The organism is Methylophilus sp. QUAN (genome assembly GCF_015354445.1).
Taxonomy (GTDB): domain Bacteria; phylum Pseudomonadota; class Gammaproteobacteria; order Burkholderiales; family Methylophilaceae; genus Methylophilus.
Genome location: NZ_JADKYT010000001.1, coordinates 354,569 through 379,364 on the forward strand (window position 1 = coordinate 354,569; position 24,796 = coordinate 379,364).

Annotated in this window: 26 protein-coding genes and 1 pseudogene; 11 read left to right on the forward strand and 16 right to left on the reverse strand. The window is 50.2% G+C overall.

Annotated features, from left to right (window positions below; genetic code table 11):
• Positions 1-37: 37 nt before the first annotated feature.
• Complete coding sequence (locus INP79_RS01585) at positions 38-1,546, forward strand: hypothetical protein (protein WP_194752670.1); 1,509 nt, start codon at positions 38-40, stop codon at positions 1,544-1,546.
• 54 nt (positions 1,547-1,600) lie between these two features.
• The gene (locus tag INP79_RS15425; protein ID WP_228519675.1) at positions 1,601-1,765 is read left to right on the forward strand and encodes an Ada metal-binding domain-containing protein; all 165 of its coding nucleotides are present in this window, start codon (positions 1,601-1,603) and stop codon (positions 1,763-1,765) included.
• Positions 1,766-1,850: 85 nt separating this feature from the next.
• Here INP79_RS15425 and INP79_RS01595 read toward each other — a convergent pair whose 3' ends face one another.
• The 10 genes from INP79_RS01595 to INP79_RS01640 form a co-directional block, all read right to left on the reverse strand.
• The gene (locus INP79_RS01595; protein ID WP_194752671.1) at positions 1,851-2,600 is read right to left on the reverse strand and encodes a tetratricopeptide repeat protein; all 750 of its coding nucleotides are present in this window, start codon (positions 2,598-2,600) and stop codon (positions 1,851-1,853) included.
• Between the two features lie 68 nt (positions 2,601-2,668).
• The gene (locus INP79_RS01600) at positions 2,669-3,565 is read right to left on the reverse strand and encodes a hypothetical protein (RefSeq protein ID WP_228519676.1); all 897 of its coding nucleotides are present in this window, start codon (positions 3,563-3,565) and stop codon (positions 2,669-2,671) included.
• A 46-nt stretch (positions 3,566-3,611) separates the two neighbouring features.
• Positions 3,612-4,847 (reverse strand): M48 family metallopeptidase, encoded by a 1,236-nt coding sequence (locus INP79_RS01605; RefSeq protein ID WP_228519784.1) that lies wholly within the window; start codon positions 4,845-4,847, stop codon positions 3,612-3,614.
• 256 nt (positions 4,848-5,103) lie between these two features.
• Positions 5,104-5,658: an energy transducer TonB gene (locus INP79_RS01610; protein WP_194752673.1), complete on the reverse strand. Its 555-nt coding sequence runs from the start codon at positions 5,656-5,658 to the stop codon at positions 5,104-5,106.
• Between the two features lie 33 nt (positions 5,659-5,691).
• Entirely contained in the window at positions 5,692-5,928 is a 237-nt protein-coding gene (locus INP79_RS01615) for a DUF2789 domain-containing protein (RefSeq protein WP_194752674.1), read from the reverse strand.
• Between the two features lie 25 nt (positions 5,929-5,953).
• Positions 5,954-6,817: a bestrophin family protein gene (locus INP79_RS01620; RefSeq protein WP_194752675.1), complete on the reverse strand. Its 864-nt coding sequence runs from the start codon at positions 6,815-6,817 to the stop codon at positions 5,954-5,956.
• 92 nt (positions 6,818-6,909) lie between these two features.
• Entirely contained in the window at positions 6,910-8,646 is a 1,737-nt protein-coding gene (locus INP79_RS01625) for a bifunctional diguanylate cyclase/phosphodiesterase (protein WP_194752676.1), read from the reverse strand.
• A gap of 2 nt (positions 8,647-8,648) precedes the next feature.
• Positions 8,649-9,092 carry a response regulator gene (locus tag INP79_RS01630; protein ID WP_019881049.1) on the reverse strand — a complete coding sequence of 148 codons (444 nt, stop codon included), beginning with the start codon at positions 9,090-9,092 and terminating at the stop codon, positions 8,649-8,651.
• Positions 9,064-10,575, reverse strand: a complete 1,512-nt coding sequence (locus INP79_RS01635; protein WP_194752677.1) for a PAS domain S-box protein — start codon at positions 10,573-10,575, stop codon at positions 9,064-9,066. The genes INP79_RS01630 and INP79_RS01635 overlap by 29 nt, the downstream gene beginning before the upstream one ends.
• 192 nt (positions 10,576-10,767) lie before the next feature.
• Complete coding sequence (locus INP79_RS01640) at positions 10,768-10,947, reverse strand: hypothetical protein (protein ID WP_194752678.1); 180 nt, start codon at positions 10,945-10,947, stop codon at positions 10,768-10,770.
• A 181-nt stretch (positions 10,948-11,128) separates the two neighbouring features.
• On the opposite strand from INP79_RS01640, the gene INP79_RS01645 reads away from it, so the two are divergent.
• Positions 11,129-11,638: a YgjP-like metallopeptidase domain-containing protein gene (locus INP79_RS01645; protein ID WP_194752679.1), complete on the forward strand. Its 510-nt coding sequence runs from the start codon at positions 11,129-11,131 to the stop codon at positions 11,636-11,638.
• A 4-nt stretch (positions 11,639-11,642) separates the two neighbouring features.
• Here INP79_RS01645 and INP79_RS01650 read toward each other — a convergent pair whose 3' ends face one another.
• Positions 11,643-12,629, reverse strand: a complete 987-nt coding sequence (locus INP79_RS01650; protein ID WP_194752680.1) for a class I SAM-dependent methyltransferase — start codon at positions 12,627-12,629, stop codon at positions 11,643-11,645.
• Between the two features lie 195 nt (positions 12,630-12,824).
• Here INP79_RS01650 and INP79_RS01655 point away from each other — a divergent pair, with 195 nt between their 5' ends.
• Positions 12,825-14,300, forward strand: a complete 1,476-nt coding sequence (locus INP79_RS01655) for an iron-containing redox enzyme family protein (protein WP_194752681.1) — start codon at positions 12,825-12,827, stop codon at positions 14,298-14,300.
• 43 nt (positions 14,301-14,343) lie between these two features.
• On the opposite strand, the gene INP79_RS01660 is transcribed toward INP79_RS01655, so the two are convergent.
• The 3 genes and pseudogenes from INP79_RS01660 to INP79_RS15615 form a co-directional block, all read right to left on the reverse strand.
• On the reverse strand, positions 14,344-14,607 hold the full coding sequence (locus INP79_RS01660) for a KTSC domain-containing protein (protein ID WP_194752682.1): 264 nt from the start codon (positions 14,605-14,607) through the stop codon (positions 14,344-14,346).
• A 9-nt stretch (positions 14,608-14,616) separates the two neighbouring features.
• Positions 14,617-14,856 carry a hypothetical protein gene (locus tag INP79_RS01665; protein WP_194752683.1) on the reverse strand — a complete coding sequence of 80 codons (240 nt, stop codon included), beginning with the start codon at positions 14,854-14,856 and terminating at the stop codon, positions 14,617-14,619.
• Between the two features lie 92 nt (positions 14,857-14,948).
• Positions 14,949-17,231 (reverse strand): annotated as a pseudogene (locus INP79_RS15615) (putative bifunctional diguanylate cyclase/phosphodiesterase).
• A gap of 314 nt (positions 17,232-17,545) precedes the next feature.
• On the opposite strand from INP79_RS15615, the gene INP79_RS01675 reads away from it, so the two are divergent.
• Positions 17,546-19,123, forward strand: a complete 1,578-nt coding sequence (locus tag INP79_RS01675) for a Na+/H+ antiporter (protein WP_194752684.1) — start codon at positions 17,546-17,548, stop codon at positions 19,121-19,123.
• An 11-nt stretch (positions 19,124-19,134) separates the two neighbouring features.
• Here INP79_RS01675 and INP79_RS01680 read toward each other — a convergent pair whose 3' ends face one another.
• Positions 19,135-19,986 carry a helix-turn-helix transcriptional regulator gene (locus INP79_RS01680; RefSeq protein WP_228519677.1) on the reverse strand — a complete coding sequence of 284 codons (852 nt, stop codon included), beginning with the start codon at positions 19,984-19,986 and terminating at the stop codon, positions 19,135-19,137.
• A 30-nt stretch (positions 19,987-20,016) separates the two neighbouring features.
• Between INP79_RS01680 and INP79_RS01685 the strand changes: the two genes are divergently transcribed.
• The 5 genes from INP79_RS01685 to INP79_RS01705 all read left to right on the forward strand — a co-directional run bounded on the left by INP79_RS01685 (position 20,017) and on the right by INP79_RS01705 (position 23,007).
• The gene (locus INP79_RS01685) at positions 20,017-20,904 is read left to right on the forward strand and encodes a DMT family transporter (protein WP_228519678.1); all 888 of its coding nucleotides are present in this window, start codon (positions 20,017-20,019) and stop codon (positions 20,902-20,904) included.
• 230 nt (positions 20,905-21,134) lie between these two features.
• The gene (locus tag INP79_RS01690) at positions 21,135-21,359 is read left to right on the forward strand and encodes a hypothetical protein (protein WP_228519679.1); all 225 of its coding nucleotides are present in this window, start codon (positions 21,135-21,137) and stop codon (positions 21,357-21,359) included.
• 38 nt (positions 21,360-21,397) lie between these two features.
• Positions 21,398-21,823: a YeeE/YedE family protein gene (locus INP79_RS01695; protein ID WP_194752686.1), complete on the forward strand. Its 426-nt coding sequence runs from the start codon at positions 21,398-21,400 to the stop codon at positions 21,821-21,823.
• A 10-nt stretch (positions 21,824-21,833) separates the two neighbouring features.
• Complete coding sequence (locus INP79_RS01700) at positions 21,834-22,253, forward strand: DUF6691 family protein (protein WP_194753812.1); 420 nt, start codon at positions 21,834-21,836, stop codon at positions 22,251-22,253.
• A gap of 49 nt (positions 22,254-22,302) precedes the next feature.
• The gene (locus tag INP79_RS01705; protein ID WP_194752687.1) at positions 22,303-23,007 is read left to right on the forward strand and encodes an MBL fold metallo-hydrolase; all 705 of its coding nucleotides are present in this window, start codon (positions 22,303-22,305) and stop codon (positions 23,005-23,007) included.
• A 40-nt stretch (positions 23,008-23,047) separates the two neighbouring features.
• Here INP79_RS01705 and INP79_RS01710 read toward each other — a convergent pair whose 3' ends face one another.
• Positions 23,048-24,055, reverse strand: coding sequence for an NAD(P)-dependent alcohol dehydrogenase (locus tag INP79_RS01710; RefSeq protein ID WP_194752688.1), 1,008 nt, complete (start codon positions 24,053-24,055; stop codon positions 23,048-23,050).
• Positions 24,056-24,336: 281 nt separating this feature from the next.
• On the opposite strand from INP79_RS01710, the gene INP79_RS01715 reads away from it, so the two are divergent.
• Complete coding sequence (locus INP79_RS01715; RefSeq protein WP_194752689.1) at positions 24,337-24,792, forward strand: (2Fe-2S)-binding protein; 456 nt, start codon at positions 24,337-24,339, stop codon at positions 24,790-24,792.
• The last annotated feature ends 4 nt before the right edge of the window (positions 24,793-24,796 follow it).

Genomic DNA, 24,796 nt, shown 5'->3' on the forward strand with positions numbered 1-24,796 from the left:
ATGATGGTTCAGTTAAACGGTTGGAGTTAAAAGTTCAGTGTGTAATAGCGCTTGGAATAGCCTGCGAATATCAACTAGTACAACAGAGTCAGAGCGATACTTAGTAAATTTTGCAAGAAAAGTATTTTTATCTTTGTGGAGCTTTCCAAATGTCTATACAGATGAGGGAAAGCATGGCAAAGGTAATGGAAAAGAGCTTTGTGATTTATTAGTGGTTTTTGGTAATGACATCATTCTTTTTTCTGATAAGGCTTGCAAATTTACTCCTCACAGTGACATAGAGATTGCTTGGTCTAGATGGTTTAGAAAAGCAATTGAGAAGTCTGCAAAACAACTGAGTGGGGCAGAGTCATGGATAAGGCGTTTTCCAGATAGACTGTTTCTAGATCCTGCCTGTACATCTACCTTACCTGTTCAATTACCAAGGCTATCAGACTGCAGAATTCATTTAGTGGCGGTCGCTCGTGGATCACGTGAATATGCTAAGAAGTACTGGGGAGAAGGAGGCTCTAGTAGCTTATTTATTAATACGACATTAGTTGAAGATGACCATAAAAACTCACCATTTTGTATCGGTTGGTCTTTACCTAATAAACGATTAGTACATGTTCTAGATGAAACAACACTAGATATCCTTTTAAATGAATTAGATACGATATCTGACTTCGTTAGTTACTTAACCAAGAAAGAGAAGATTTTTTGTAATCATGAGCTAGATTTTATTGTTCCTGGTGAAGAGGAGTTGTTGGCCTTTTATCTTTCTCATTTCGACTATAAGAAAAATGAACATCATTTTCCTGAGATACCTGATGGCGCCTTAGTTGCACTGAATGAAGGGGATTGGCAGCGATTTATTAATAGCAAAAGTTATGCATCAAGATATGAGGCTAATGAAATTAGCTACATCTGGGATGCTTTAATTGAATTTCAAAATCGACATATTATTGACGGGAGTGCTGAATCTCTTACTGGTGATGATTCACCGGAAGTTTATGAACGCGTGATGCGTATCATGGCTTCGGAAAATAGATTGACTAGAAGGGTATTGGGTGAGAGTTTCTACATAGCAAATAATCTTGATAAGAAAGGCAAGCGGTACACACGCACAGTTATGAGTTCCGCCAAAAGTGGAAGAGCTTATATTTTTATGGCGCTATCAAGCCCAGATGGATGCAGTGTTTCAGATTACAAGGCTATGAGAAGGTCTGAATTGATGCTCTATATCCAAGGTTGTAAGTTAAATTATAAGAAAGTTGATGAAGTTTTAGGTATTGTTTTTGAGCCTGGGCAAAAGCATCTTAGTTCCGTTGATTTTCTTTATGTAAACTTTGGACTCGATGAAATTGACACTGATTTTGTGAAAGAGATTAAACGAGACTTAAAAGACTTCAATATGTGGCAAACGGGAGCTATTAAGTTAAAAATGATACGTAACTTACCTTTCCCTCATATTGAATCTCTAGTTTTAAGAAGAGTCCTTTGGTTTATGAGTCGATTGAATCAAACAATTAGAAACATATGGAATAGAATTCAAAAGCAAGAGTGAGAGTTTTTTGAATTGAATGATCTTATCTTTCACTTATCACATGGAGATCAAGATATGTTGAGTTCAAAAACGAAAGATGCAGCAGAAGAGAAAACGCTAAACGACCCTCGCTGGCAACAAGTGCTGGCGAGAGATACTCAGGCAGATGGTCAGTTTTATTATTCAGTCAAAACCACGGGTGTTTATTGTCACCCATCATGTGGCGCTCGCCCGGCATGACCTAAAACGGTCGAGTTTACTTGACCACCGATGCAGCAGAAGCTGCCAGGTTTAGAGCCTGCAAACTTTTCAGGCTTATTCGTACTTAACACCCTTGTAGTTGCTGACTTTTACACTGTGCCGCCAATTGAGTAGCAGAGGCCTCTTGCTCATCGGTCATTTGCGCCAAAAGATAATTAAGCATTTTGGTGTGGCGATTCAACAAGTGCTTGTCTTCGTTTTGCGTCGCCAGCAGTAACCACATCGCCGCTTTAACGGTATCTTGTCCCACCCCAACCCCTTGCTGGTATAAGTCGGCTAGATAACCTTGCGCTTCACTATTGTTGTTGCTTGCGGCCAGGCTTAGCCATTGCACGGCGGCGGGTATGTCTTGCGCAATCACATCACCGCGCAAATATAGCATGCCCAAATTAAGCTGCGATTTCACATGCCCTTGCTTGGCCGCTTGCTCGTAATAAGTCACCGCTTGAGGGTAACTGATGCTTTGAATCTGGCGCTGAAACACCAGTGAGGCCAGCGTGTATTGCGCCTCTTTGTAATTTAACTCTGCCGATTTTGTGTACCACTTGACCGCTTCGTCCATGTTTTTGGCCACGCCATCGCCATCTTGATACATCAGGCCCAGGTTGTAGCAGGCTTTGGCATCGTTTTTATTAGCGAGTGACAGATAAATCGCATGGGCACCGGCATAGTCTTTTTGCGATAGCTTTTGTTTGGCTTCTTCTAAGGTGTTTGCCTGCGCCAGGTTGGCCGAACACAGCGCGAACAGCACCACTCCAGTGAACATCGTTTTGGTGAGTAACTTTGCCAAAAAGCCGCTTTCTATTTGCGCCATGCCTGTTCCTTGTGTGTGGGTATGCGTCGAATGAATAATCTCAGACTTGAGCGCTTTTGATAAGTGCTTTATTCAGCCAAGCCCATCCATTCTGCTGCGCCACGTGCCGAGGCTTGTACGGCTTGTTGATAGGTCGCTGTGGCTGGCAAATGGTCAGCCAGCTGGTTTAGCGAAATATAGCCGGGGTCTAAGCGGACATCTTTTTCGCGGAAGATGCTGTGCTCTTTAGCGTAGCTTTCCGCAAGCGCCCTGAGCGATTCGGCCAGAGGCTTGTTCGGGTCGCTGGGGGTAAAGTCGCCCAACAGCCACAGGTGCACATCTTCCTCTTGGGTATAACCCGCTTTCGGGTCTGCCAGCATAAATGCATGGTCTATCCTGGCTTGGTTTTCTACCTCTGCCGGGTCGCCATATGCTACTTCGTAATACTTCACTTCATTTGTTAATAGTGAGGTGGGGCAGTCAATTGGCACGTTGCCAACGGCATAATAGCCAGCAATGGCGCGCAGGCTTTGTAAATGATGCTCTTTGCCCACAAAGTGGATGGTTTTACCGCGTGTCTGTAGTTCTTTAATGCCCGTCGCCATGTCTTTAGTGGCGGCGTAAATAAGCGCTGCATAGCTGGGGAAGGAATGATTGTCGGCCTCTTTTTGGGCCAGGCTGTAGTTGATCATGGCTGTGCCATTGTCATACAACTCCAGTGCGCTGGTGGCGGCCACTTCTTTCTGCGCATCCAGCACTACCGAGACCGCCATTTTTGTACCATTCTCATTGCCACCACCCAAAGCATTGAGCCAGTTTTGCACTTGCTCTGCAGGCCATTCGGGATACTGCTCTCTGGCAAGCGCAAATACTTGCGGCAGCAGCCTGGTTTGTTCGTCCACGCTTAGATTTTGCAGTCTCAGCGTGGTGTATGTTGGCGGCAGGGTAAAGTCGTAGGCCATCTTTTGGGGCTCGCATTGAATCATGAGAGTGCGATCTGCCTGAGCGATTGAGAAATCCAAGATTGGATCATTAATTCGCGACTGCGGACACTTCAGACTCTTCGCTTATTTTGATTTCACCGCATTTATTCATCTTGGCAGTGGCACAGGCGTATTTTTCTGTTTTTGCTAACTCTCGTGCTTTTGACATATACATATCACCAACCGCATTATTCTGCATGCCGTACGCGGCCTGCGCCAAGTAGTAATAGGAGAGGTCAAACATGTAGTTGATGTTAATGACTTTATGCACTAAACCTCGCCAGTCTTGTTTGCTGTGCAGCCCCTTTAAGTCACTTTGATTCATATAAAACTTAAGCCCACAGGTTTCGCATTTCATTTCGAGCGTGCCTGCCTTAAAGGCTTCAAAGTCACTGGAATAAAATGCGATGGCCTTGGTGGCGTCTATGGCTGGTGGGTCAACCAGGCTGGATTTGCCTTCTTCAATGACCCTGACATTAGATGAGTTTTCCAGCCAATCATTTTTGGCTGTTCGCACATAGATGTACTCAGATTTGTAGTCAGCATATACCGGCAATCTATCTGTATAAATTTTCAGCATGGGCTCTTGCAGTGCTTTTAATGCTTCGATGCGGTTAGGTGGGGAGGGGTGTGTGCTTAAAAAATCGCCTTTGCTTTTATTGCCGGTGGCCTCCATCATTTTTTCCCACAATGTGACTGAGGCGGCCGGGTTGTAACCTGCCTGTGCAGCAATTTCGATCCCCAGCTTATCTGCCTCGGTTTCTGCGCCACGACTGTTAGGCAGCGTCACAAATGCGCCACCAGCAAGAATGGCTAACTGGTTGGCTGTTTGCACATTGTTATTATTTTGTTGTTGCGTGCCGTTGCTCGATGCGGCGACCGCCACGGTGACTGTTGCGACGGCAATTTTGGTCAGGATATCGACCGACATTTTTTCTGCGGTGTGGTTAGCCAGTGCATGTGCAATTTCGTGGCCCATGACTTGCGCTAACTCGTCGTCGGTTGGTTTGACCTTCTCAAGCAGGCCGGTATAGACCGCCATTTTGCCGCCAGCCATGCAAAACGCATTAATCTCGTCGGACTCAACCACGTTAACTTGCCATTTCCACTTTTGTGATTCTGGCTTATATAAAACGGCACGCTCCACCAGCCGGTTAGTGATTTTTTGCACACGCTGATTCGTTTCAACGTCACCACTGAGTTTCTTTTCTTTATCGTAAGCATCAATCATTGAGCTATACAGTGAGGAGCTTTTATTGATGGCTGCATCTTCAGACACAATCATCAATTGCGATCTGCCCGTCATATTATTAGTAACGCAGCCCGAAAGAAGCGTGACTAAAGCAAACAAACACCCGACTGAAATAGCTTTCATTCATTAAGCCTTATAAGGATTTTTTAAGAACTATAACTAAATCTGATTGAAATTAAAATGCCGCGAAATAGTCAGGCATTTTTATGCAGTTTTGATCACTGCTCAATGATGGATAAGCAGAGGTGAGTGGAAGAGATGTTCAGTGTGAGGTAGAAAGTTTTTAGGACTAATGGAGATAGTCGACAGTGGGTAATTGAGCGTCAAATGCACGAGGTTTTCTGGGAGGAGGCTCCTTGTTATTTAGCTCGAACCTTATTGGCGCAATCACTACCGACTGACGAAATACATCATCTAACGATGCAGGTGAAAATTTCCAGCTTTGAGCTGATTGAATAGCAGCCTCATTTAAATTGTTATTGGTCGATTTATATATCAAAGCATCAATAACGTCCCCTGTTTCACTGATTAACAGAATGACCTCAACACGGCCCTCCTGCCCAGAGCGCCTTAATTCTCGTGAGTATACGGGGGCGCTGACAGAGAGCATCTTTGGGGATTGATATTTCTTATTAGCTTCTTCTGGATCGGGAAGGTTTGTTGCATTTGGAAAGGTCTTTTTGTTACTTGCAAATAACTTTGCTAACTTTTCGCTTTGATTGATTTTCTTATCGTAATCCGCACTTGTCTCATCAAATTGAGCTTTGTCGAATATTAGCTCGGCCTCCGCTTTCGCAAAGCCTAGAATCATGAAGGCAACGATGAGTATGATGATATAAGGCATTAAGAAGATATTTTTATTTAGATTTTTTCGGATTTACTTCGCATGCAACCTGGCATTCAACTGATCTATCACCTCTGCCCAGTCAGCATCTTTCAAAATCTCTTCACGCAAAAAGGCGGCTTGTGCTGGTGTCCAGTATGGTGCGTCAGCCAGTGAAATGTAGCCTGCCAAATGACTGTGCGTTTGAATAAAGCTTTCGATTTCGGCATCAGTATTCGGCAAGCCGAGTTGGGCGAATAGGTTGTTCAGTGTGTGTAATGAAGCTTCCATGATGCTGACTCCTAAGGTCGTTATTTCAAAGTAACTCTTCCACGTGCTTTTGAATGTTTGCGGCCATTTTTGGCGTGGGCAAATCATTGGTATCGGTGCCAAACGGGTCTTCAATTTCTTCGGCGATCAGCTCCAGGCTGGCGAGTACATAGAAAATAAACACGACGACCGGAATCACGTAATAGCCGAGGCTGAATACAAAGCCAAACGGCAGCGTCATCACATAAAAGAAGATGAATTTTTTGATAAACGCGCTGTAAGAGTATGGAATAGGCGTATTTTTAATGCGCTCGCAGACGCCGCATACGTCGGTAAACGATTTGAGTTCTTCGTGAATAATAAAAAACTGGTCGCCAGTGATTTTGCCGCTGGTGTAGAGCTCATTGGCTTTTTGGAAGATACGCTGCGCGATCTGGTTGGGGTGGTGTTCGTGGTGGTCGATTTCTAAATCGAGGCCATCAAATAGCATTTTGCTGACGTCTTCATTCATTAAATGTTTCGACAGCACGGCGGCGTAGGTCGGGATGATTTTTTTAAAGAAATCGCGGTCGTTTTCGTCGGTCAAATAAGCCGATAGTTTGATCGACAGGTTGCGGCTGTTATTGACCAGCGCACCCCAGGCTTTACGGCCCTCCCACCAGCGGTCGTAGGCGGTGTTGGTGCGGTAGGCGAGCAATAATGAGAGTACAAAGCCAACAGTGGTGTGGATTAATGAGAGGTTTTTCACATGGCTGCTGTCGGCCAGCTTCCAATACTCGATTTCAAGGTAGGCAATGCCACCGGCATAAGCGCCGATGAGCGCCATCATGGGCATGAGTTGGCGGAAGGTATCTGACTCGTGAAAGCGGAAGATGAAGGTGAGCCAGTCTTTGGGGTTGTATTGAATCATGGTTGTTGCTTGGTTGAATAATGGACTTGAGTGTAGCACGACAGGCGGGCAAGGCCGGTCACTGCGATTGAACTGACGCTGAAATGTTGTGTTTAAGGCAGGCTACGCTGATAAGCGGCAGGGTCGTGCCCGTTTAAAAAGGCGGCAAAGTCATCCGGTGACAGCGGTTTGGCAAACAGGTAGCCTTGCAGCATATCCGCGCCTAGCTCGCGGCACAGGCTGGCTTGTTCCAGGGTTTCTATGCCTTCTACAATCACGTCGAGATCCAGGCTTTTTGCCATGACAATCAGTGCTTTGAGGATGCGGCTGTCGGCTTCACTTTCTGGCACGTTTTGCACAAAAGAGCGGTCTACTTTCAACACAGAGGCGGGCAGGCGTTTTAAATAAGACATGGATGAGTAGCCGATGCCGAAGTCATCGAGCGCGACCTGTACGCCTAAGGCTTTGAGGTCATTTAATACGGCAGACGCTTTTTCAAAGTCTGATACCAGTACGCTCTCGGTGACTTCTATGGACAGGCATGCGCCCGGCAGGCCTGTGGCTGCCAAGTCATTTTGAATGTCTTGGTACATGCTCTCTTGCTGTAGCAGTTGTTCACTGGCATTCACCGCTAATACAAACGCATGGTTGATGAGCCCGTCGTTGCGCCATTGCGCGACCTGCATGCACGCCAGCCGCCTGTTTTGGGCGTCAATAGCCGCTAAAAAGCCAAGTTCCTCAACAATGTCGATAAACGCAATCGGCGGTAGCAGGCCTTTGACCGGATGGTTCCAGCGCATCAGCATTTCAGCGCCGCACACCTGGAAATTTTTTGCATCGATGACTGGTTGATAATATTGCACCAGCTGGTTTTGCAGGCGTTGCGAACGCAGTTCGCTTTCAAGCATGATTCTGTGCAGAATCTGGTCTTGCAGGTCTTCGCTGTAAAAATGAAAGCCATTACGGCCTTCGCGTTTGACCTGGTACATGGCCAGGTCGGCGTGCTTTTGCATGTCTTCTGCAGTGAGTGCACACTTGGGGTAGGTGGCAATGCCTATGCTGCAGGTGACAAAATGTTCGGTGTTGTTGATGATAATCGGCTCGCGCACGCTTTCGAGCACACGTTGAGCCAGCGCGCCGACCGAGGTTTCGGTATCCAGGTCGTGGACGACGATGGCAAATTCGTCACCGCCCAGGCGGCACACCACATCGCCGTCGCGCACGACAGCCAGTAATCGCTGTGCAATCTGCTGCAATAGCTGGTCGCCAGAGTCGTGGCCTGAACTGTCATTGATCAGTTTAAAGTTATCAATATCGAGATAAATCAGGCCGAGCTGGAAATTCAGGCGATGCGCGCGCTGAATTGCGCCGCGCAAATGCTCTTCAAAATAATAGCGGTTGGATAGCCCGGTCATGGGGTCGTTTTCGGCCAGGTATTTGAGGCGTTTATGGGTATCAATAAGTTTGCTGTTGAGGGCATGGCGTGCCTGCGCGTGTACCAGGGCCTTGGTCAGGTGCCGCTCAGACAACTCTTTTTTCAGCAGGAAGTCTTGCGCGCCGGCAAAGATACAGTTGCGCTCTATCACTTCGTTATCTTCCATGCCGGTGAGGATCACGACGGCGGCATGCTTGTCGGTGTGTTGCGTGAGTTGATTTAAGACATCCAGGCATTCCATGTCTGGCAGGCGGTAATCGAGCAGGACGACATCAAAGTGATTTTCATCATAAAGTTTGAGCGCTCTCACAGCGGTATTTGCCTGCACGATGTCTTTAACCAGCTTGGGGTTTTGCAATACGCGGATTACCGCCATCCGATCCAGTTCATCGTCATCCACAAGTAGCAATCGCATTGTTATTCCTTTGTGACCGGGAGTTCGACCAGTCGCCAGTAGTGCTCAATAAAGCCGATGACTTCAAGAAAATCCCGGTCCATATGTTGTTTGAAGACATAGCCTGCGACGTGATTGCGATAGGCAGCGACCAGGTCTTCGTCGGATTTCGAGGTGGTGAGCACAAAGACCACAGCATGGGTCAGCAAAGGGTCGGTGCGCAAGGTTTGCAAAAACTCGAGGCCGTTCATGCGTGGCATATTGAGGTCTAGCAAAATAATATAGGGTGCTGGCACGGCACCAGTACGCAATAACTCCAGCGCTTCGCGGCCATCACGCGCCCGCAGCACGGTGTTTAATAGCCGCAGCTTGCGCAGTGCACGTTCCAGGGCGATGGCGTCAATGTCATCGTCATCCACAATAAGCAGGGTGACTTCTTTATAGTTTTGCTTCTGCAAGATTTGCACGCGTCAGTCTCTCTTCTATATTGATGGGCCAGGTAAAACGGATGGAGCAACCACGGATACCGTCGGACGCAATGCTGGTCTGGCCACCGTAGGTTTCCACAATCTTTTTCACTAGCGCTAATCCCATGCCGCTGCCTTCTACCTCATCGCGCGGCCGCAGGGTTTGAAACATGATGTAGACGCGCTCCTGGTATTCTGGCGAAATGCCTGGTCCGTCGTCGGTCACGCTGAATTCATAGTAGTTTTTACCGGCAAGTTTCCAGCTGAGTTGGATGCGGCCTTGCGACTGATCATGGTGTTTGATGGCATTGGTAAATAAATTACGCAGCACTTGCTCTAATGGCGTGGCGAGGGTGGTCAAGGTGGGCAGGTCTGTGGCGACTTCAAGGGTAAAGCCTTCTGGCGGGGCTTGCAGCTCAAAAATGTTTTGCGCCCATTTGCCGAGGTCAACCTGGCTGACGCTACCTTCCATGCGCCCGGCGCGTGAGTAAGCCAATAGGTCATCCAGCAAGCGTTCCATCCGGCGCAGGCGCCCGCGTAACAAGTTCATGTGTTGTGGAATCGCGTCGACCTGGCCATTGTTGAGATCTTCTTCTATCCAGTGTGAAATCTGGAAGATGCCGCGCAATGGCGATTTCAGGTCATGTGAGGCGACATAGGCAAAAGTTGCCAATTCTTTATTGCTTCGCTCCAGCTCATCACGGTGCTCAGCCAGTTTTTCACTGGCTTTCACGCGGGCAGAAATATCGGTAATGGCCGAGAGTACTTTGACCCCATCATCGGTTTCAATCGGGTTGAGGCCGACCTCTACCGGGAACTCGCTGCCATCTTTGCGGCGGCCGAATAGGTCGCGGCCGGTGCCCATGGCGCGCGGGCTGAGGTCAGAAAAGAAAGACGCTCTGTGATGCGGGTGCTGGTGACGGAAGCGCTCAGGTAACAAAATGTCGATGGTTTTGCCCAGTAACTCGTCACGGCTGTAGCCAAAAATGCTTTCCGTCTGGTTGTTGACCATTTCGATGATGCCGGTTTTATTCACCATCACCATGGCATTGGGAGCGGCTTCTACCACCTGGCGGAAGCGCTCTTCCATGCGCTTGCGGGCGGAGATGTCGGTAATGGCTGATAGCACCTTGATGCCATCATCGGTTTCAATTGGGTTGAGGCCGACCTCTACCGGAAACTCGCTGCCATCTTTACGGCGGCCAAATAAATCGCGGCCGCTGCCCATGGCGCGTGGGCTTAAGTCAGAAAAGAAGGAAGCGCGGTGATGTGGGTGCTGGCGACGAAAACGTTCCGGGAGCAGGATGTCTATCAGTTGGCCCAGAAGCTCGGCCCGGCTATAACCGAAAATGAGCTCGGTCTGGGTATTCACCATTTCGATGACGCCGGTGTTGTTCACCATCACCATGGCGGTCGGCGCGGCTTCCACCACCTGGCGAAAGCGCATATTTGCCCGTTCAATATCCCCAATGTCATCATGCATGACAGACCCCTTTTGAACCAACAAAAACTTGTCTGACGAGTGTGAATTTAACTGCGAATGTTGCTGAAAAACGTGTTACGGATACTTTATTCTATTGATGCTCAAGTATATCCATGTCATCGTTGGAAATGCAATGCGCTGGCCATTGTTTGCCGCGAATTTTTATTAGCAGGGGCGTGCCTGACAGGGGGATTAGGGAATGCCAATAATCTTTAAATACTCTTCCAGGGTCAGGGTGAGCTCCTGTAACGAGTTATTCACTTCGTCCAGGTGCGCATTGCCGTTGAGGTGCAGTTTTTCTAGCAGCGCTTTGTGTTTATCTACAGCTTCTAGGTGCGCTTCCAGTTTGGCTTCTTTGAGTTCGTTGCTCATGATGCATCCCCTTTACAAGATGTGTTTACTCTAACAGGCTTTGACCGGCTGTGTTTAGCTATATCAAGGCCTTGAAGGTTGGAGTCATTTAAAGGCTGCAAAGTTTGCGGCGTGTGTGTCACTTGGCCACAAACAGCACGTCTGGGTTGTTTCAATGATGATGGCTCTTTAAAATGGCGGCATGTCTGCTGCATTGATTCAACAATATCTCCCCGGTTATCCCGCTCATTTGCGCGCGCAAATCACACAGTTGCATGCGCAGGGGCAATTGGGGACGTATATTCAACAGCGTTATCCGCAGGTGCATGCGATTCAAAGCGATAAGGCTTTGTATGATTATTGTATTGAACTCAAACAGCGCTATTTAAAAAATGCGCCTTTGCTCGACAAAGTACATTTCGATAACAAACTGACAATTGAAAAGCAGACCTTGGGATTGAATACGGCGATTTCACGTGTGCAGGGCGGCAAACTCAAGGCCAAGAAAGAAATCCGTATTTCTGCGTTTTTTAAAACGGCACCGCTGGAGTTTTTGCAGATGATTGTCGTGCATGAACTGGCACATTTGAAAGAGCGCGACCATGACAAGGCGTTTTACCAGTTGTGCTTGCATATGGAACCCAACTATATGCAATATGAATTTGATTGCCGAGTATATCTGTTGTCGCTGGTATTGAGTAAGAGTGAGTGACCACTTATGTATTGGCGGTGGCACTGATTAACTGTAGCAGAGTGTCACTTTCAATAGTCGGTTTGTTTACCAGTAACCAGACAGCGGCAATTCTGTCTGCCTGCGCATAAGCGGCTGTAGCCAGCTCCTCGCCAAAAATATCCGGGTCTATTTCTGTGTATTGATAAGTGCATCCTGCGATTTTGGTACTGTGTTTGACTGCCTCTATGAATGGGTCATGCCCGTGAGTGATGGCGACACCGGTATAGAGCATGAGGATGCCGCCCGGTGCCAGCCGGGCTAATGCCGCCTCAACAATATCCAGCGAAAGTTGTGCACCCAGGGGGCCGTGACCATGCCGGTAAGCGCGGGCGGATGGGTCGACCAGGTAAGGCGGATTGGCGATCATGAGGTCAAACTCACCTGGCAGGTCATGCAACAGGTCGCTATATTGGAAATGCACATTGCTAATGCGACAGGCTTGCGCATTGATGGCGGCAAACGCCAATGCCTTGGGATTAATATCTACGCCTATGCTCTCTGCATAGGGCAATGCTTCGGCCAGCAAAATGGCGCCGACACCAGCGCCAGTGCCAATGTCGACACAGCGCCGCACTTTGTCTTGCAACGTGGAGAGTGCACCATACATGGCATGGATAAAACGATAAGTGTCCGGGCCGAAAAATACGGCATCGGCGGCGTCAGTCGGAAAGCCGGAATGTAAAAACAGCTTGTCTTGAATGCTTGAAACGCGCACTTGCGACTGCCAGCCTTGTTCCACTGGCCGCAAAATATCGGCTTCTTGCATGCGTGCAAATAGCCCTGCGTCTAGCGTTTCTCGCTTGAAGGGCCTGTTCCAGCCGAAGATATCCTCAATGCTTTCTGCCCATGCATTGCCTCGCCGCTGGTTTACCAGGTGATGGGTTGCTGGCGTCACCGTCACAAAGCTGTAGTGGCGGTCGTAGAGCGCCAGCAGTAACTGTTCTAATGGGGGATGGAGATGTTTTTCCACGATGCCGTCCTTTAGAGGTGAGTGTTAGTAGCTTAACAGAATGTTACTTTCTGTTTAATCGGCGAATTCCTACATGACGCTCATACATCGTCTGATAGAGCGTTTGATCATATCTGCGTAACTTATGTGTTTTCTACTTGCTATTCCATTTGGGGCTATTCCATCTGGCAGGTTAATGCATTGGAGACCGCAGCGATGTCAGTCATCAGCAAACACATCGGGAAGCATAAGCAAACAGTCCAAGACTGGTCTGCCAAGTCTATGTATTTTTCACTCTTGGCTCCTTCCGGTTTTAGCAAGGGCCGGGCAGATAGTCTGGGTTTTCTGGCTGCCAATTTACAGGAAACCAGCCATCATTTTACCAATGTGCCCACACACCCTGCGCAACTGGAGGCGTGGTTGCTTGAGCAACATGCCGCGGTCGGCCAACAGTACCAGGAGTATCTTGCTGCCAGAAAAGCAGGTGAACCACGCTGGTATTTCAGTAGCAAATCGCACGCCTTGTATTTTCTGCGCGCAGTCGCGCCCACAAAGATGGTTGATGGTGCCTGGTTATATGGCTTTACGCGCCACTGGCAGGACACGCGTTTTACCTCCTTGTTAAAGATTTATCTGGAAGAGTTGGGCAATGGCATTGAGGCCATGAATCATGTGGCGCTATACAGCAAACTGCTGAAAGTGAATGAATGTGATGACTGGCGTACGCTGGACGACAAGTTTTTCACGCAAGGTGCGGTACAGTTGGCGTTGGCGGCAAATGTTGAAACGCATCTGCCGGAAGTGATTGGTTTCAATCTCGGCTATGAACAGTTGCCACTGCATTTGCTGATCACGGCATATGAGCTCAAAGAGCTGAATATTGACCCCTACTACTTTACCTTGCATACCACCATTGATAACGCCCATAGCGGGCATGCCAGGGCGGCGATTGATGCCGTCAGCGAGGCGATGCCTACGTTTGGCTCCGTACACAACTATATGGCGCGGATTGTGGCAGGCGTTAAATTAAATAACGCTGGCCTCGGTACGCTAGACCTGATCAAACATTTTGACCTGCTGGCTGAAGCAGTCCGCGTGTTGCAAAGCAAAGCCAGCATCGGTCAGTATATGCACTCGAATCGTTGTGAGATTGAGGGAAAAACCATCAACGAATGGCTGGCTGATCCTGATCAGGTGGCGAGGTTGCTATACGTCATGCAAAAAACTGGCTGGATTAAACGCCATCAAGACCCTGAGCAGAGCCGTTTCTGGCAAATGATCACGGCGGATAAAGCGCCGATGTTCGGCGTATTCACTGCTTATGAGCGGCAAGTGCTCTATGACTGGATTGCGGGTGAGGCGCTTGAGCGCTTGCCCCGTCTGGCGCGATTAGGCGCGCCTTGGCGGATGGCTGAGAAACCACCTCTGCCCCAAATGCCTGAAGGACGCCTGCATGGCAATATTTATGACTTGCGCTCAGGTCGCCGTGTTGCCGAGGCATTGCATGCGGATAATGACTTTCACCAGGACCAATTGTCACTGGAGCGCTATCTGCATAGCTTGGGGCAAAAGCGTATGGATTTCCTGATTGACTGGTTATCCCCTGCCAAGCACCACACGACACTGGGTTTGTGTGCGACACGTTATTTCAAGGCTTACGTCGAGGGCCCATATGGGCAAGCTGGTGATTGATCAAAACCCATTTGCCTAATGCTGTTGAAAGGCGCTTCAGGCATTAACCAAACAAATCATCCAGCGGGTTTTTGCCGCCGGTCGTGGCAGTCTTGCCGGAGACGCGCCTGGCAGTGAATTCCTCTTCAATATTGTCGCGGTAGTAACTCCAGGGGGTACTGGCGTTTTTTAAGTTGCGCCACAGGCTTTCACCGACATTGGCATATTCCAGTGCACTGCCGTCTTCGAGTTCAACGCGCAACATACGCCTGGCCGTGTCGTAACCCATGGCGCGCAGTTTGCCAGAGTGGGTGTTGATCATTTCCATGCCAAGCCCTTAGCAGCAGCCCCCGGTTTTGCAGCCGCAGGATTTGCCTGCTGGTTTCAAGCCTTTGTTTTGCCAGGCTTTTAAAAAGGCTTCTTTGCTCATGGGCTGGATATTGAGCGATTGTTGCAGTGCGTCATCGACGACTTGTGTCTGGTAGTGTTGAAAGTGCGCCAGGTATTTGGCATAGGCGCGGTCGGCACCACGTATTTTCTGCCATTGCGTCCAGAGCCATTTTTTCAGTGCAAACATACAGCCTCCTGCGAGTTTATTGCGTGACTGACGACATATTAAACTAAATTTTGCCGTCAATTTAATGTGCATAATGATTAGAGCCTGTTTGTTTAGTCGAGTTCATAACGCGTGGCCTGGATGCGTCTGACGGTGGCGGGAATCTCGCTGGCGGGCAGTGGTTCTGAAAATAGGAATCCTTGAGCGCCATAGCAGCCCATGGCGACGAGTTGTTGTAAGCAGGCAACGGCGTGTATGCCTTCGGCAATCACTTCTATCTGCAGGTTTTTTGCCAGCTCCAGCGTCGAGCGCACGATGGCCAGGCTGGAAGCGTCGTGGTGCATTTCGCGGATAAATTGCTGATCTATTTTGAGGTAGTGCAAAGACAATTGTTGCAAGTACAGCAGTGAGCTATAGCCGGTGCCATAGTCGTCAATACTGATTTTGACGCCGAGGGCAATCAGCGCTGACAACAGCTTTTTCACGCGCCTGGGGTCGGCAATTGCGCTGGACTCGGTAATTTCAACCTCTATACGGTTGGCAGGCGTAGCATGTTTTTCCAGCGCTTGTGCCACCTCTTTTTCCAGGTCAAAATTCATCAGGTCGCGGGCGGTGACATTCAAGGCCATGGTGAGGTCCAACTGCTGTTGGTGTCAGTGTTGCCACTGCCGGGTAGACTCATGAAGCACCAGTTTGAACAGGGTATGGATGAGGTCGGTGTTCTCAATCTGCGGCACAAACTCGCCAGGCATGATCAGTCCGCGCACCGGGTGTTGCCAGCGCACCAGTGCTTCTACGCCCATCACTGTGAGTGTTTGCAAACGTACTTTGGGCTGGTAGTAGACCACAATCTGCCGATAATAAATGGCTTGCCGAAACTCACTGATCACCCAGCTTTTGTCGTTTGTTTTATCGCGGATGGCTTGGTAAAACTCTACTTGCGATTGGTTTTCTTTCGCCCATAGGAGTGCACGCTCACTTTCTCTTTGCATATTGGAAAACGTATGTTTGGTGAAAGAGTCTGCGATGGAGATGCCAATGCTGCAACTGACCTTGGCGGTTAAGCCATTGACCACAAAAGGTTGCTCAAGTAAGTGGTGAATGTGCCAGGCCTGGTGTTCAACCATGGCTTTTTCAGGCACATTGAGCATGAGTAAAATAAACTCATCCCCGTCGACGCGGGCAAAGTGGTCACCGTGGATTTTGCTATCATGATGTAGCCTTTTTGCCACCGCTTTTAAAATCAGATCGCCCAGGCCAAAGCCGAAAATATTGTTAAAAGCCTTAAAGCCGTCTATGTCCATCAGCAACATGGCGTTCAGGCTGTGCGGCAATGCGCGCGTGGAATAAAGGCTGTTTTCAACCACCTGCTCAAGATAGTTGCGGTTAGGAATGCCGGTCAGGTAGTCGGTGCGATTTTGTTGTAGCAGTTGCTGTTTCACCTCGATGATATTGCGCATGGTGGTTCTGAGTTGATACCAGCCGATGATGAACACAATAAAAAATCCCAACAGAATGCCGATGGTGGCCGGATGCAGCGCCTGGAAATAGCGCAGCAGCAAGGCGACTGGAAACAGCATTGCCAGTGGTAAGAGTAGTGTCAGGATATGGTTGGCATGACGGTCGTCTTCACTGGCGCGTGGTTGGCCAAGTTGCGCCAGCTCTGGGTGTAGCGCGACACTGCCAAAACTGACATAGCCCAAGAGCCAGAACATGAGGTTGATGTCGTGCGGCACCGCCAGGCTGTTGCTGGTGCCATGAAAAATGCATTCGCCGATGGCAAAAAAAAGGATGGCCAGGCAGAGCTGTATAAACACCCGTGACGCATAGGCAGCACTACTGATCCATAGCCACAGCAACATGCCCAGTTCTACAAATGACAGCGATGGATATAGCATGCGAAAGACCTGTGGCCGGTCTAGCGAAAAGCCATGTTGCAGGATGGTAGGTAAAAACAAAAACTGCCAGCCGATCAGCATGAGGCTGGTGGCCAGAATCCAGCCCTGAAAAAAACCATGGCGCGGAAATTGTGGCTGTTGATGACAGGCCAGCAGCCACAAGCTATTGACCAGCGTCAGGTGCCCGGTGAGCAAGCATATATCTGCCAGCGATAGCTGCATGCCAAAAGCGCCACTGGCGTCGGTGTTGGCTTCTATGAGTCCGCCCAGGCATTGGGCGCTAATGGCGATGGAAAACTGTTGCCATGGCCGGGAGGGCTGCGGGCGTTGTTGCCAGATGCCTAGCCAGATCGCAGCTGCGCTTAATAAAGCGATAAAAAAATACCAGCTATCCCTGAGTCCCAACGGGCTGAGGAGTGGCAGGCAGCCTGTTGCTAGCAGGCCCAGCAGCCAGAAGAGCTTCCAGTCTAACTTCATGGCTGCCAAATACTGCGGCATGATGACTCCCGGTGGTTGGTGCGCAATAGGATAAGAACCTTGGAGCCGCTATTAAACACTGCTTTTATAACATATGTAAATATATGTTTGTTGTGTGTGGCCAACCATTTGTGCATACTGTGCCTGACGAAAGACAATCATGCTATGGGCTGCGGGTTAAACAGGTTTTACCTGTTTAAATCAAACCTCTGCCTATGTTTTCCATTACACTCGTTCAGCGTCTGTAGAGGACGTCAATCTGCCTCATTTATGTGTGTTTGTCTTTGAAAGTATTGCTGGCTGTCCGCGGGTGGATGCCAGCGCATCGCTAATTTATGTCCAACGAATTCTATTTCAATCTGATTTTATTTTTTCTGGTAGCGATTATTGCGCTGGAAGTCTTGGCAAAGAAATTACGCTGGCCACCTGCTGTAGCGCAACTCATCGGCGGGGCGCTGATCGCCTTTATTCCGGGCTTGCCTGCGTTTGAAATTGATCCGGCTCTAGTGTTGGTGGTGTTTTTGCCGCCCTTGCTGATGGCGGGCGCTTATTTCACGGTCTGGCATGAATTCAGGCGACACCTGGTGGGCATTTTGCTCCTAGCGGTAGGCGCGGTGTTATTTACCACCCTGGTGGTCGGGTTGGCGCTGCATAGCCTGACCCCGGCGCTGCCGTGGGCGGCCTGTTTTGCCTTAGGCGCCATTGTGTCGCCGCCGGATGCCATCGCCGCCAAGGCGGTGTTGCAACGGGTGGCATTGCCGCGCAAATTGCTGGTGTTGCTGGAGGGCGAAAGCCTGCTCAATGATGCCACCGGACTGGTGTTGTACAAGTTTTCGATTGTGGCCATGCTCACCGGCGTGTTTTCCATGACTGGCGCGATTGAAGAATTCGCCTGGCTCAGCGTGGGTGGCATCTTGCTCGGTGGCGCGTTTGGTTATCTGGTGTATAAAACCTTGCGCTATCTGCACGACACCGAGCTGATGATTCTCGCCTCTGCCTTGCCGGGCTGGATTTGCTATGTGGTCGGCGAACATATTGGCGTGTCAGGCGTGATCGCTACCGTCACTTACGGCATGATGCTGGGTTGGCACCAGCACGAAATCATGACCGCCACTGCCAGACGTCGTGGTGCTGCTTTTTGGGAAATCATGATTTTTGTCTTTGAGTCGCTGGTGTTTATCCTGATTGGTCTCTCGTTACGTGGCGTGTGGGATCGCATTGCCGAAGGCAGCAAATCAATCGCCGATTACAGCATGGAAGTGTTGCTGGTATTGGCGGTGGTGATTGTGTCACGCTTTGTCTGGGTGTTTGCCGTTGATGGCCTGGCTAGGTTGTTCAGCAAGCGTGCCTCACAGGCGCAAAGTAGCTGGCGCGAATCGTTTGTCACCAGTTGGGCTGGCATGCGTGGCGTGGTCACATTGGCGGCGGCGCTGGCCGTGCCTGCCGAAGTGCCGGGGCGGGACCTGATGCTGCTATGTGCGTTTGCCGTCATTCTAGTGACGGTGTTGTTTCAGGGGACGACCATCGGCTGGATCATCCGCGTGCTCAAATTAAAAGCCACGGCACATGAACGGGTTTATTTAAATGAGCCACAAACCTGGGCGCGCATAGAGCAGGCGCAGTATGCAGTGGTGAACAAGCTGGCTTACGACGAGCAAGGTGTGCTGAAACACCCGCGTTTGCTGGAACAATATGGCTATCGCCAGAGCTTGTCGGACAAGCATAAAAATGACGCCATGTTGCCGGACGATATCCGTAAAGCCCATTTTAATGTGGTGCTGGCCGCGGTGGCTGCTGGGCGCGAGGAGCTGCTTAAACTGCATCGCTCCGGCCAGATTCATGATGAGTTGCTGCATATGATGGAGCGCGATCTGGATATCCAGGAAATTGCCGCGCTGCATAGCCGTGGTTAGTGCATGGCCGCTTATTTCGCTGGCAGGTTTTGATAGTAGGCTGACGGACTGAGGCCGAAGTGCTTTTTAAATACGGCTGAGAAAGCACTTTGGCTCTGGTAGCCTACAGACAGCGCCACATGCAGTAGTTTGTGTCCTTGGGCAATGGCTTCCACCGCTTTAAGCATACGTGCCTGTTCACGCCATTGGCCAAAGGTGATGCCCGTCTCCTGCTTGAAATGCCGGTGCAGCGATTTGTCGCTAATGCCCAGCTGCAACGCCCACGCCTGCGAGGGTCTGGCATCATCCAGTTGTTGCGTCATTTGCTCACACACTTGCTTTAGTCGCGGCGAACTGGGCCAGGGCAAATGAAAAGGCAGGGCCGGGTATAACTGGATTTCATCCAGAATCAGTTGTGCGATCCTGGCCTCGCGCGAATCCTGGGCATAACTTAAACCGGCCTGGGCAATTTCCACAATCAGTGCTTTCATCAGTGGCTGGATATCCAGCACACAAGTGCTAGTGGGCAAGCCTGCCGCTGCATCCGCATCAATAAACAGTGTATGCATGCTGACGTCACCATGCATTTTCACTGAGTGCAACTCGCCTTGTTTGATCCATACCCCGCGTGTAGGCGGTACAATCCAGCGGCCATGGTCAGCATCTATCGCCATCACCCCGCGAATGGCGTACAGCAATTGCGCACGGCAATGGCTGTGGGGCGGAATCAGCCAGCCATTGGCGTAATCAGCACGCATGCCTGTGACCGGCATGGTTGCCAGTTCGTAGGGTTTATGTTGATCGTGTGCTGGTGTCAGTAAGTCCATTTTTAGATAAAGATTGACTGATTGTCGAGAGATGGTGATGGTTTTGCACTTTACCATGTTCATTTTCAACGTGACAGGAAGATGTGCATGAAGGGGATTGCTTTTCCATTGCTGGCTATCATGATGTGGTCGGGGAATGTCCTGGTTTCCAAGTTGGCTGCCGGATTGATCCAGCCGCTGGCGATGACATTTTGCCGTTTGCTGGTTGCCCTGGCCGTGATGGCGACATTTATACTGCCATCCATCTGGCGCGATCGGGCGGTGATTATTCAAGTCTTGCCCAAGCTGGCCGTGCTGGGTTTTCTCAGTATGGCGTTGTATCAGTGTTTGTCTTATCAGGCGGCATCGACAACCACGGCAAATCATATGGCGGTGATGACGGCGCTGAACCCTTTGCTGACGATGCTGGTAAGTGCTTGCTTGCTGGGTGAGGTCCTGACCTTGGGCATGGTCATGGGCGGTTTGACCGCCTTGCTGGGGATTATCGTTCTGGTGGCGCATGGCAACCTGATGTCACTGGTGCAGGAGGGGGCACCTGAAGGGGATGTACTGATGTTGGTGGCCTCCGGGGTATATGCGTTTTATAGTGTGCTGATCCGTAAATGGTCGCTGCCACTGACCGTGTGGCAATCGACATTCATGCAGGCAGTGAGCGCCTGTATATGTATATGTATGGGGTTTGCATTGCTATTTACCCGGCCTGCTATCAGTATCACTTCGCAAACGTTGCCACTGATTTTGTATGCTGGTGTACTAGCATCGGTACTCTTGCCTTATTTCTGGATTAAGGGTGTGCTCTTGATAGGCCCGGCGCGCTGCAGCCTGTTTATGAATGTGTTACCGGTCTTGACGGCCATTCTGTCCAGCGTCTGGTTACAGGCACCAGTAGATGCTTATTTTGTGGCCGGCACCAGCTTGGCATTGGGCGGGGTCATGTTGGCGCAAGTGCTGCAACGCCCGCTGCGGCAGCGGTAAACACAGGGGGTGGTACTTGTGTGCTGTCCACATTTTTTGTGGATAACTTTTTGGTTGTGTTGTGGGTGAGTGCTGTAACCCTATGATTTAATGATTAAAAGCAGTGGTGATTAAAATCTGCACGCAAAAAATAAATAGCAAAAAACCTTGCTGGACGCTATTTTTTGTGTATTGCCAGCCCGCAGTCGGCGGCGTAGCATAGGCTGATCACTGTTGCAAATCAGGAGGCCATGATGAAACGTCTGTTTTATATCGATTATCCGCAAGAGCATTTTGAAGGCCAGGCGCATCGTTATCGTTGTGTGTTTTGCAAGCAGGAAACCACGCAGATCAACGGCCGTCTCGAAGGGCATTTGCCCAGTTGTGAATACCGCGTGACGCTGGAAAATGCAGGCTTTGAATGTAACCGCAACTCGCCCACGCCGCATGAAGATATGGCAGATGAAGTTGATTAGCCAGCTTTTGACATTTAACCATTCATACTGAGTCCCGCATGACCACGTTTACCCCTTTGTCATCGCTGATCGGCGGCTTGCTGATTGGTTTTTCTACCTTGTTGCTCATCCGTTGGCTGGGCCAGATTGCCGGTATCAGCAGTATTGTGGGCCAGTTATGGACCGCAACTGCTGGTGACCGCGGCTGGCGCTTTGCTTTTGTGGCTGGCCTGATGATGGCACCGCTACTGTATGCGCTGGTGACACCTTTGCCTGCCATGCAGATTGTCACCAGTACGCCCGGACTGATTGTCTCTGGTTTGCTGGTGGGGTTTGGTACGCGACTGGGGTCAGGTTGCACCAGTGGTCATGGCGTATGCGGCTTGTCGCGCTTATCGTTACGCTCGCTGGTAGCGACGCTGATGTTTATGCTGACAGCGATGCTGATGGTTTGGCTGGTGCGCCATGTGCTGGTGGCGGGCTAGGGGGCACATGATGGTCATTGTGATGGCATGGTTGGCTGGTGTGGTGTTTGGGCTGGGCTTGATTGTGGGCGGGATGACCAATCCTGCCAAGGTCCTCGCGTTTCTGGATATTAGTGGTGATTGGGATCCCTCACTGGCGTTTGTCATGATGGGCGCGATTGCTGTTGGATTTTTTGCGTTTAAAGCGGCGGCTAAACAATCGCGCAGCTTATTGGGGTTGCCGATGCAGTTACCTGCCATGAAACAGGTGGATCGCAAGTTGGTCATAGGCGCACTACTGTTTGGTGCCGGCTGGGGCCTGGCTGGCTTTTGCCCTGGTCCGGCGGTCGCCTCGCTCTTGGTTGGCGGTTCTGCCGTGTGGATATTTGTCGCCAGCATGTTGGTGGGCATGGCGCTACATACGCTGGCCGTGCGCCGCGGCTGGCTTTAATCACTCGCTTTTCACCGTCTCTCATAAAACTCTCCTGAGGCACTGACGCATGATTTTCCAACAGTTTTTTGAGGCAGAGAGTTGCACGTATACCTATCTGCTCGGGTGTGAGCAAAGCAAACAGGCGGTGTTGATCGACCCGGTGGAAAGTGAGGTTGCGCGCTATATTGAAACCTTGAATAGCCTGGGGCTCACGCTGGCCTATACGCTGGAAACCCATGTGCACGCTGATCATGTGACTGCAGCGGATGCACTACGCCAGCGATTGGGTAGCCAAAGTGTTGTCCACCGTGATGCGGGGGTGCTTTGCGGTGACCTGCTGGTGACCGATGGCATGCATTTGGGCGTGGGGTCACTGAATATCGAGGTGCGCTACACACCTGGCCATACCAACGGTTGTGTGAGCTACTACCTGGGTGACCGTATTTTTACCGGTGATGCTTTGCTGATTAATGGCTGTGGCCGGACTGACTTTCAGCAGGGGGATGCCGGTCAGCTATACGACAGTGTACATCGTCAAATTTTCAGTCTGCCGGATGCCACCCTGGTCTACCCCGGCCATGATTATCATGGCCAAACGGTATCGACGGTCGGTAAAGAAAAGCAGTATAACTCGCGCCTGGGTGGCCAAATTTCGCGTGCCGCGTTTGTACAGCTCATGGCTAACCTCAAGCTGGCAACGCCAAAACAAATGGCGGTGGCACTGCCAGCCAATCAGTCCTGCGGCAGGCAAGTGATTAATCAATCGTCATGATGTTTTGGCGATAGACAGACAATCCATCGCGATTAAAACATTAAATTTGCAGACAGATTTTGCCAAAGTGCTGGTTAGTTTCCTGGTATTGAAACGCCTGCACGATTTCCTCTATAGCAAATACTTTATCTACCACAGGCTGCATGCCGTTAGCATCAATCGCTTTGATCATGGCCTGTTGCTGCGCACGATTGCCGACCAGCACACCTTGCAGGCGTAATTGCTTGATAAGTGCGGTCACCAGCGGAAAATCGCCTGCCAGGCCAGTCAATATGCCGATGACCGACACATGGCCACCGACGCGGGCCGCAAGCATGGATTGTTCCAGTGTTGCCGGACCACCCACTTCGACGATATGGTCGACGCCGCGACCGCCCGATATTTCACGCGCCAGTGTGCCCCATTGCGGCGTGCTTTTGTAATTAATCAGGTGGTCTGCGCCCAGGGCGTTGAGTTTCTCCAGTTTGGCGTCGCTGGACGACGTGGCAATCACGGTGGCACCAGCCAGTTTGGCAAATTGCAGCGCAAAAATAGACACGCCGCCTGTGCCTTGCACGAGTACGGTATCGCCCGGTTTCAGGTGGTCATCTGCCATCAGGGCCCGCCATGCGGTAAGGGCCGCAGTCGTCAGGGTGGAGGATGCCAGATGGCTCCAGCCTTTGGGGGCTAGGGTAAAGGATGCTACCGATGTGGTGACCAGCTCGCGGGCGTAACCATCAATGCCATCACCCGGCACGGTGGCAAAGCCTTCAACCAGTGGCTCACCTGATTGCCAGGTGGGAAAGAAGGTGCTGACTACAGCATCTCCTATTTTAAATTCAGTGACGTCTGCGCCTACGGCAATCACTTCCCCGGCGCCGTCGGCCATCGGAATGCGTGGCTCAGTCGGCCCCCACATGCCACTAACCACGGCAAAATCATGATAGTTCAGCGAGTTGGCATGTAGCCTGACCGTGATCTCGCCTGCTTTGGGGGCGGCCGCTTCACAGTTGCCTATAGTCACGTTTTGGTAGCCGCCGCCGGGTTGCACAATGATGGCTTTGCTCATTGTTGGTCTCCTCAATGAATGTGATGATTATCATCATCGGATGCGTGTGATAGTTGGATTGTGCCGTGTTGTGATGACGATGTAAATTCTCAGCCCCTTCGTTATATACAGCCTTATATAGCGTGCCTGTAGATAAAATTTAACATCGTTAAATTTCCTGTTTTATCGTGCATGAAACACACATACATACAGATGTGTATGTTAGTATATTTTTCATCATAGCCAACGTTCAGATTGGTTTAGCCCCCAGGCACAACAGATATTCACAAGGAACCTACCCGATGAAACTAATGATTAATGGCAAAGAAACCGAGTTAAATGTCAGTGAAGACATGCCTATTTTGTGGGCGATTCGCGACGTGGCTGGCATGACTGGCACCAAGTTTGGCTGTGGCATGGCGCAGTGCGGTGCCTGTACCGTGCATCTGGATGGCCAGGCCATCCGTTCATGCGTGACGCCGGTGAGTGCTGCAGTGGGTAAAAAGATCACCACGATTGAAGCCATGCAGGAAGACAAAGTCGGGCAAGCCGTGCAGGCTGCCTGGCAGCAGATTGATGTGGTGCAATGTGGCTACTGCCAGTCTGGCCAGATCATGTCTGCCACCTCATTACTCAAACAAAATCCCAAGCCCAGCGATGCCGATATCGACGCCGCCATGAGTGGCAATATCTGCCGTTGCGGGACTTATCAACGTATCCGCACAGCGATTCACGAAGCTGCTGCCAAACTGGCTTAAGGAG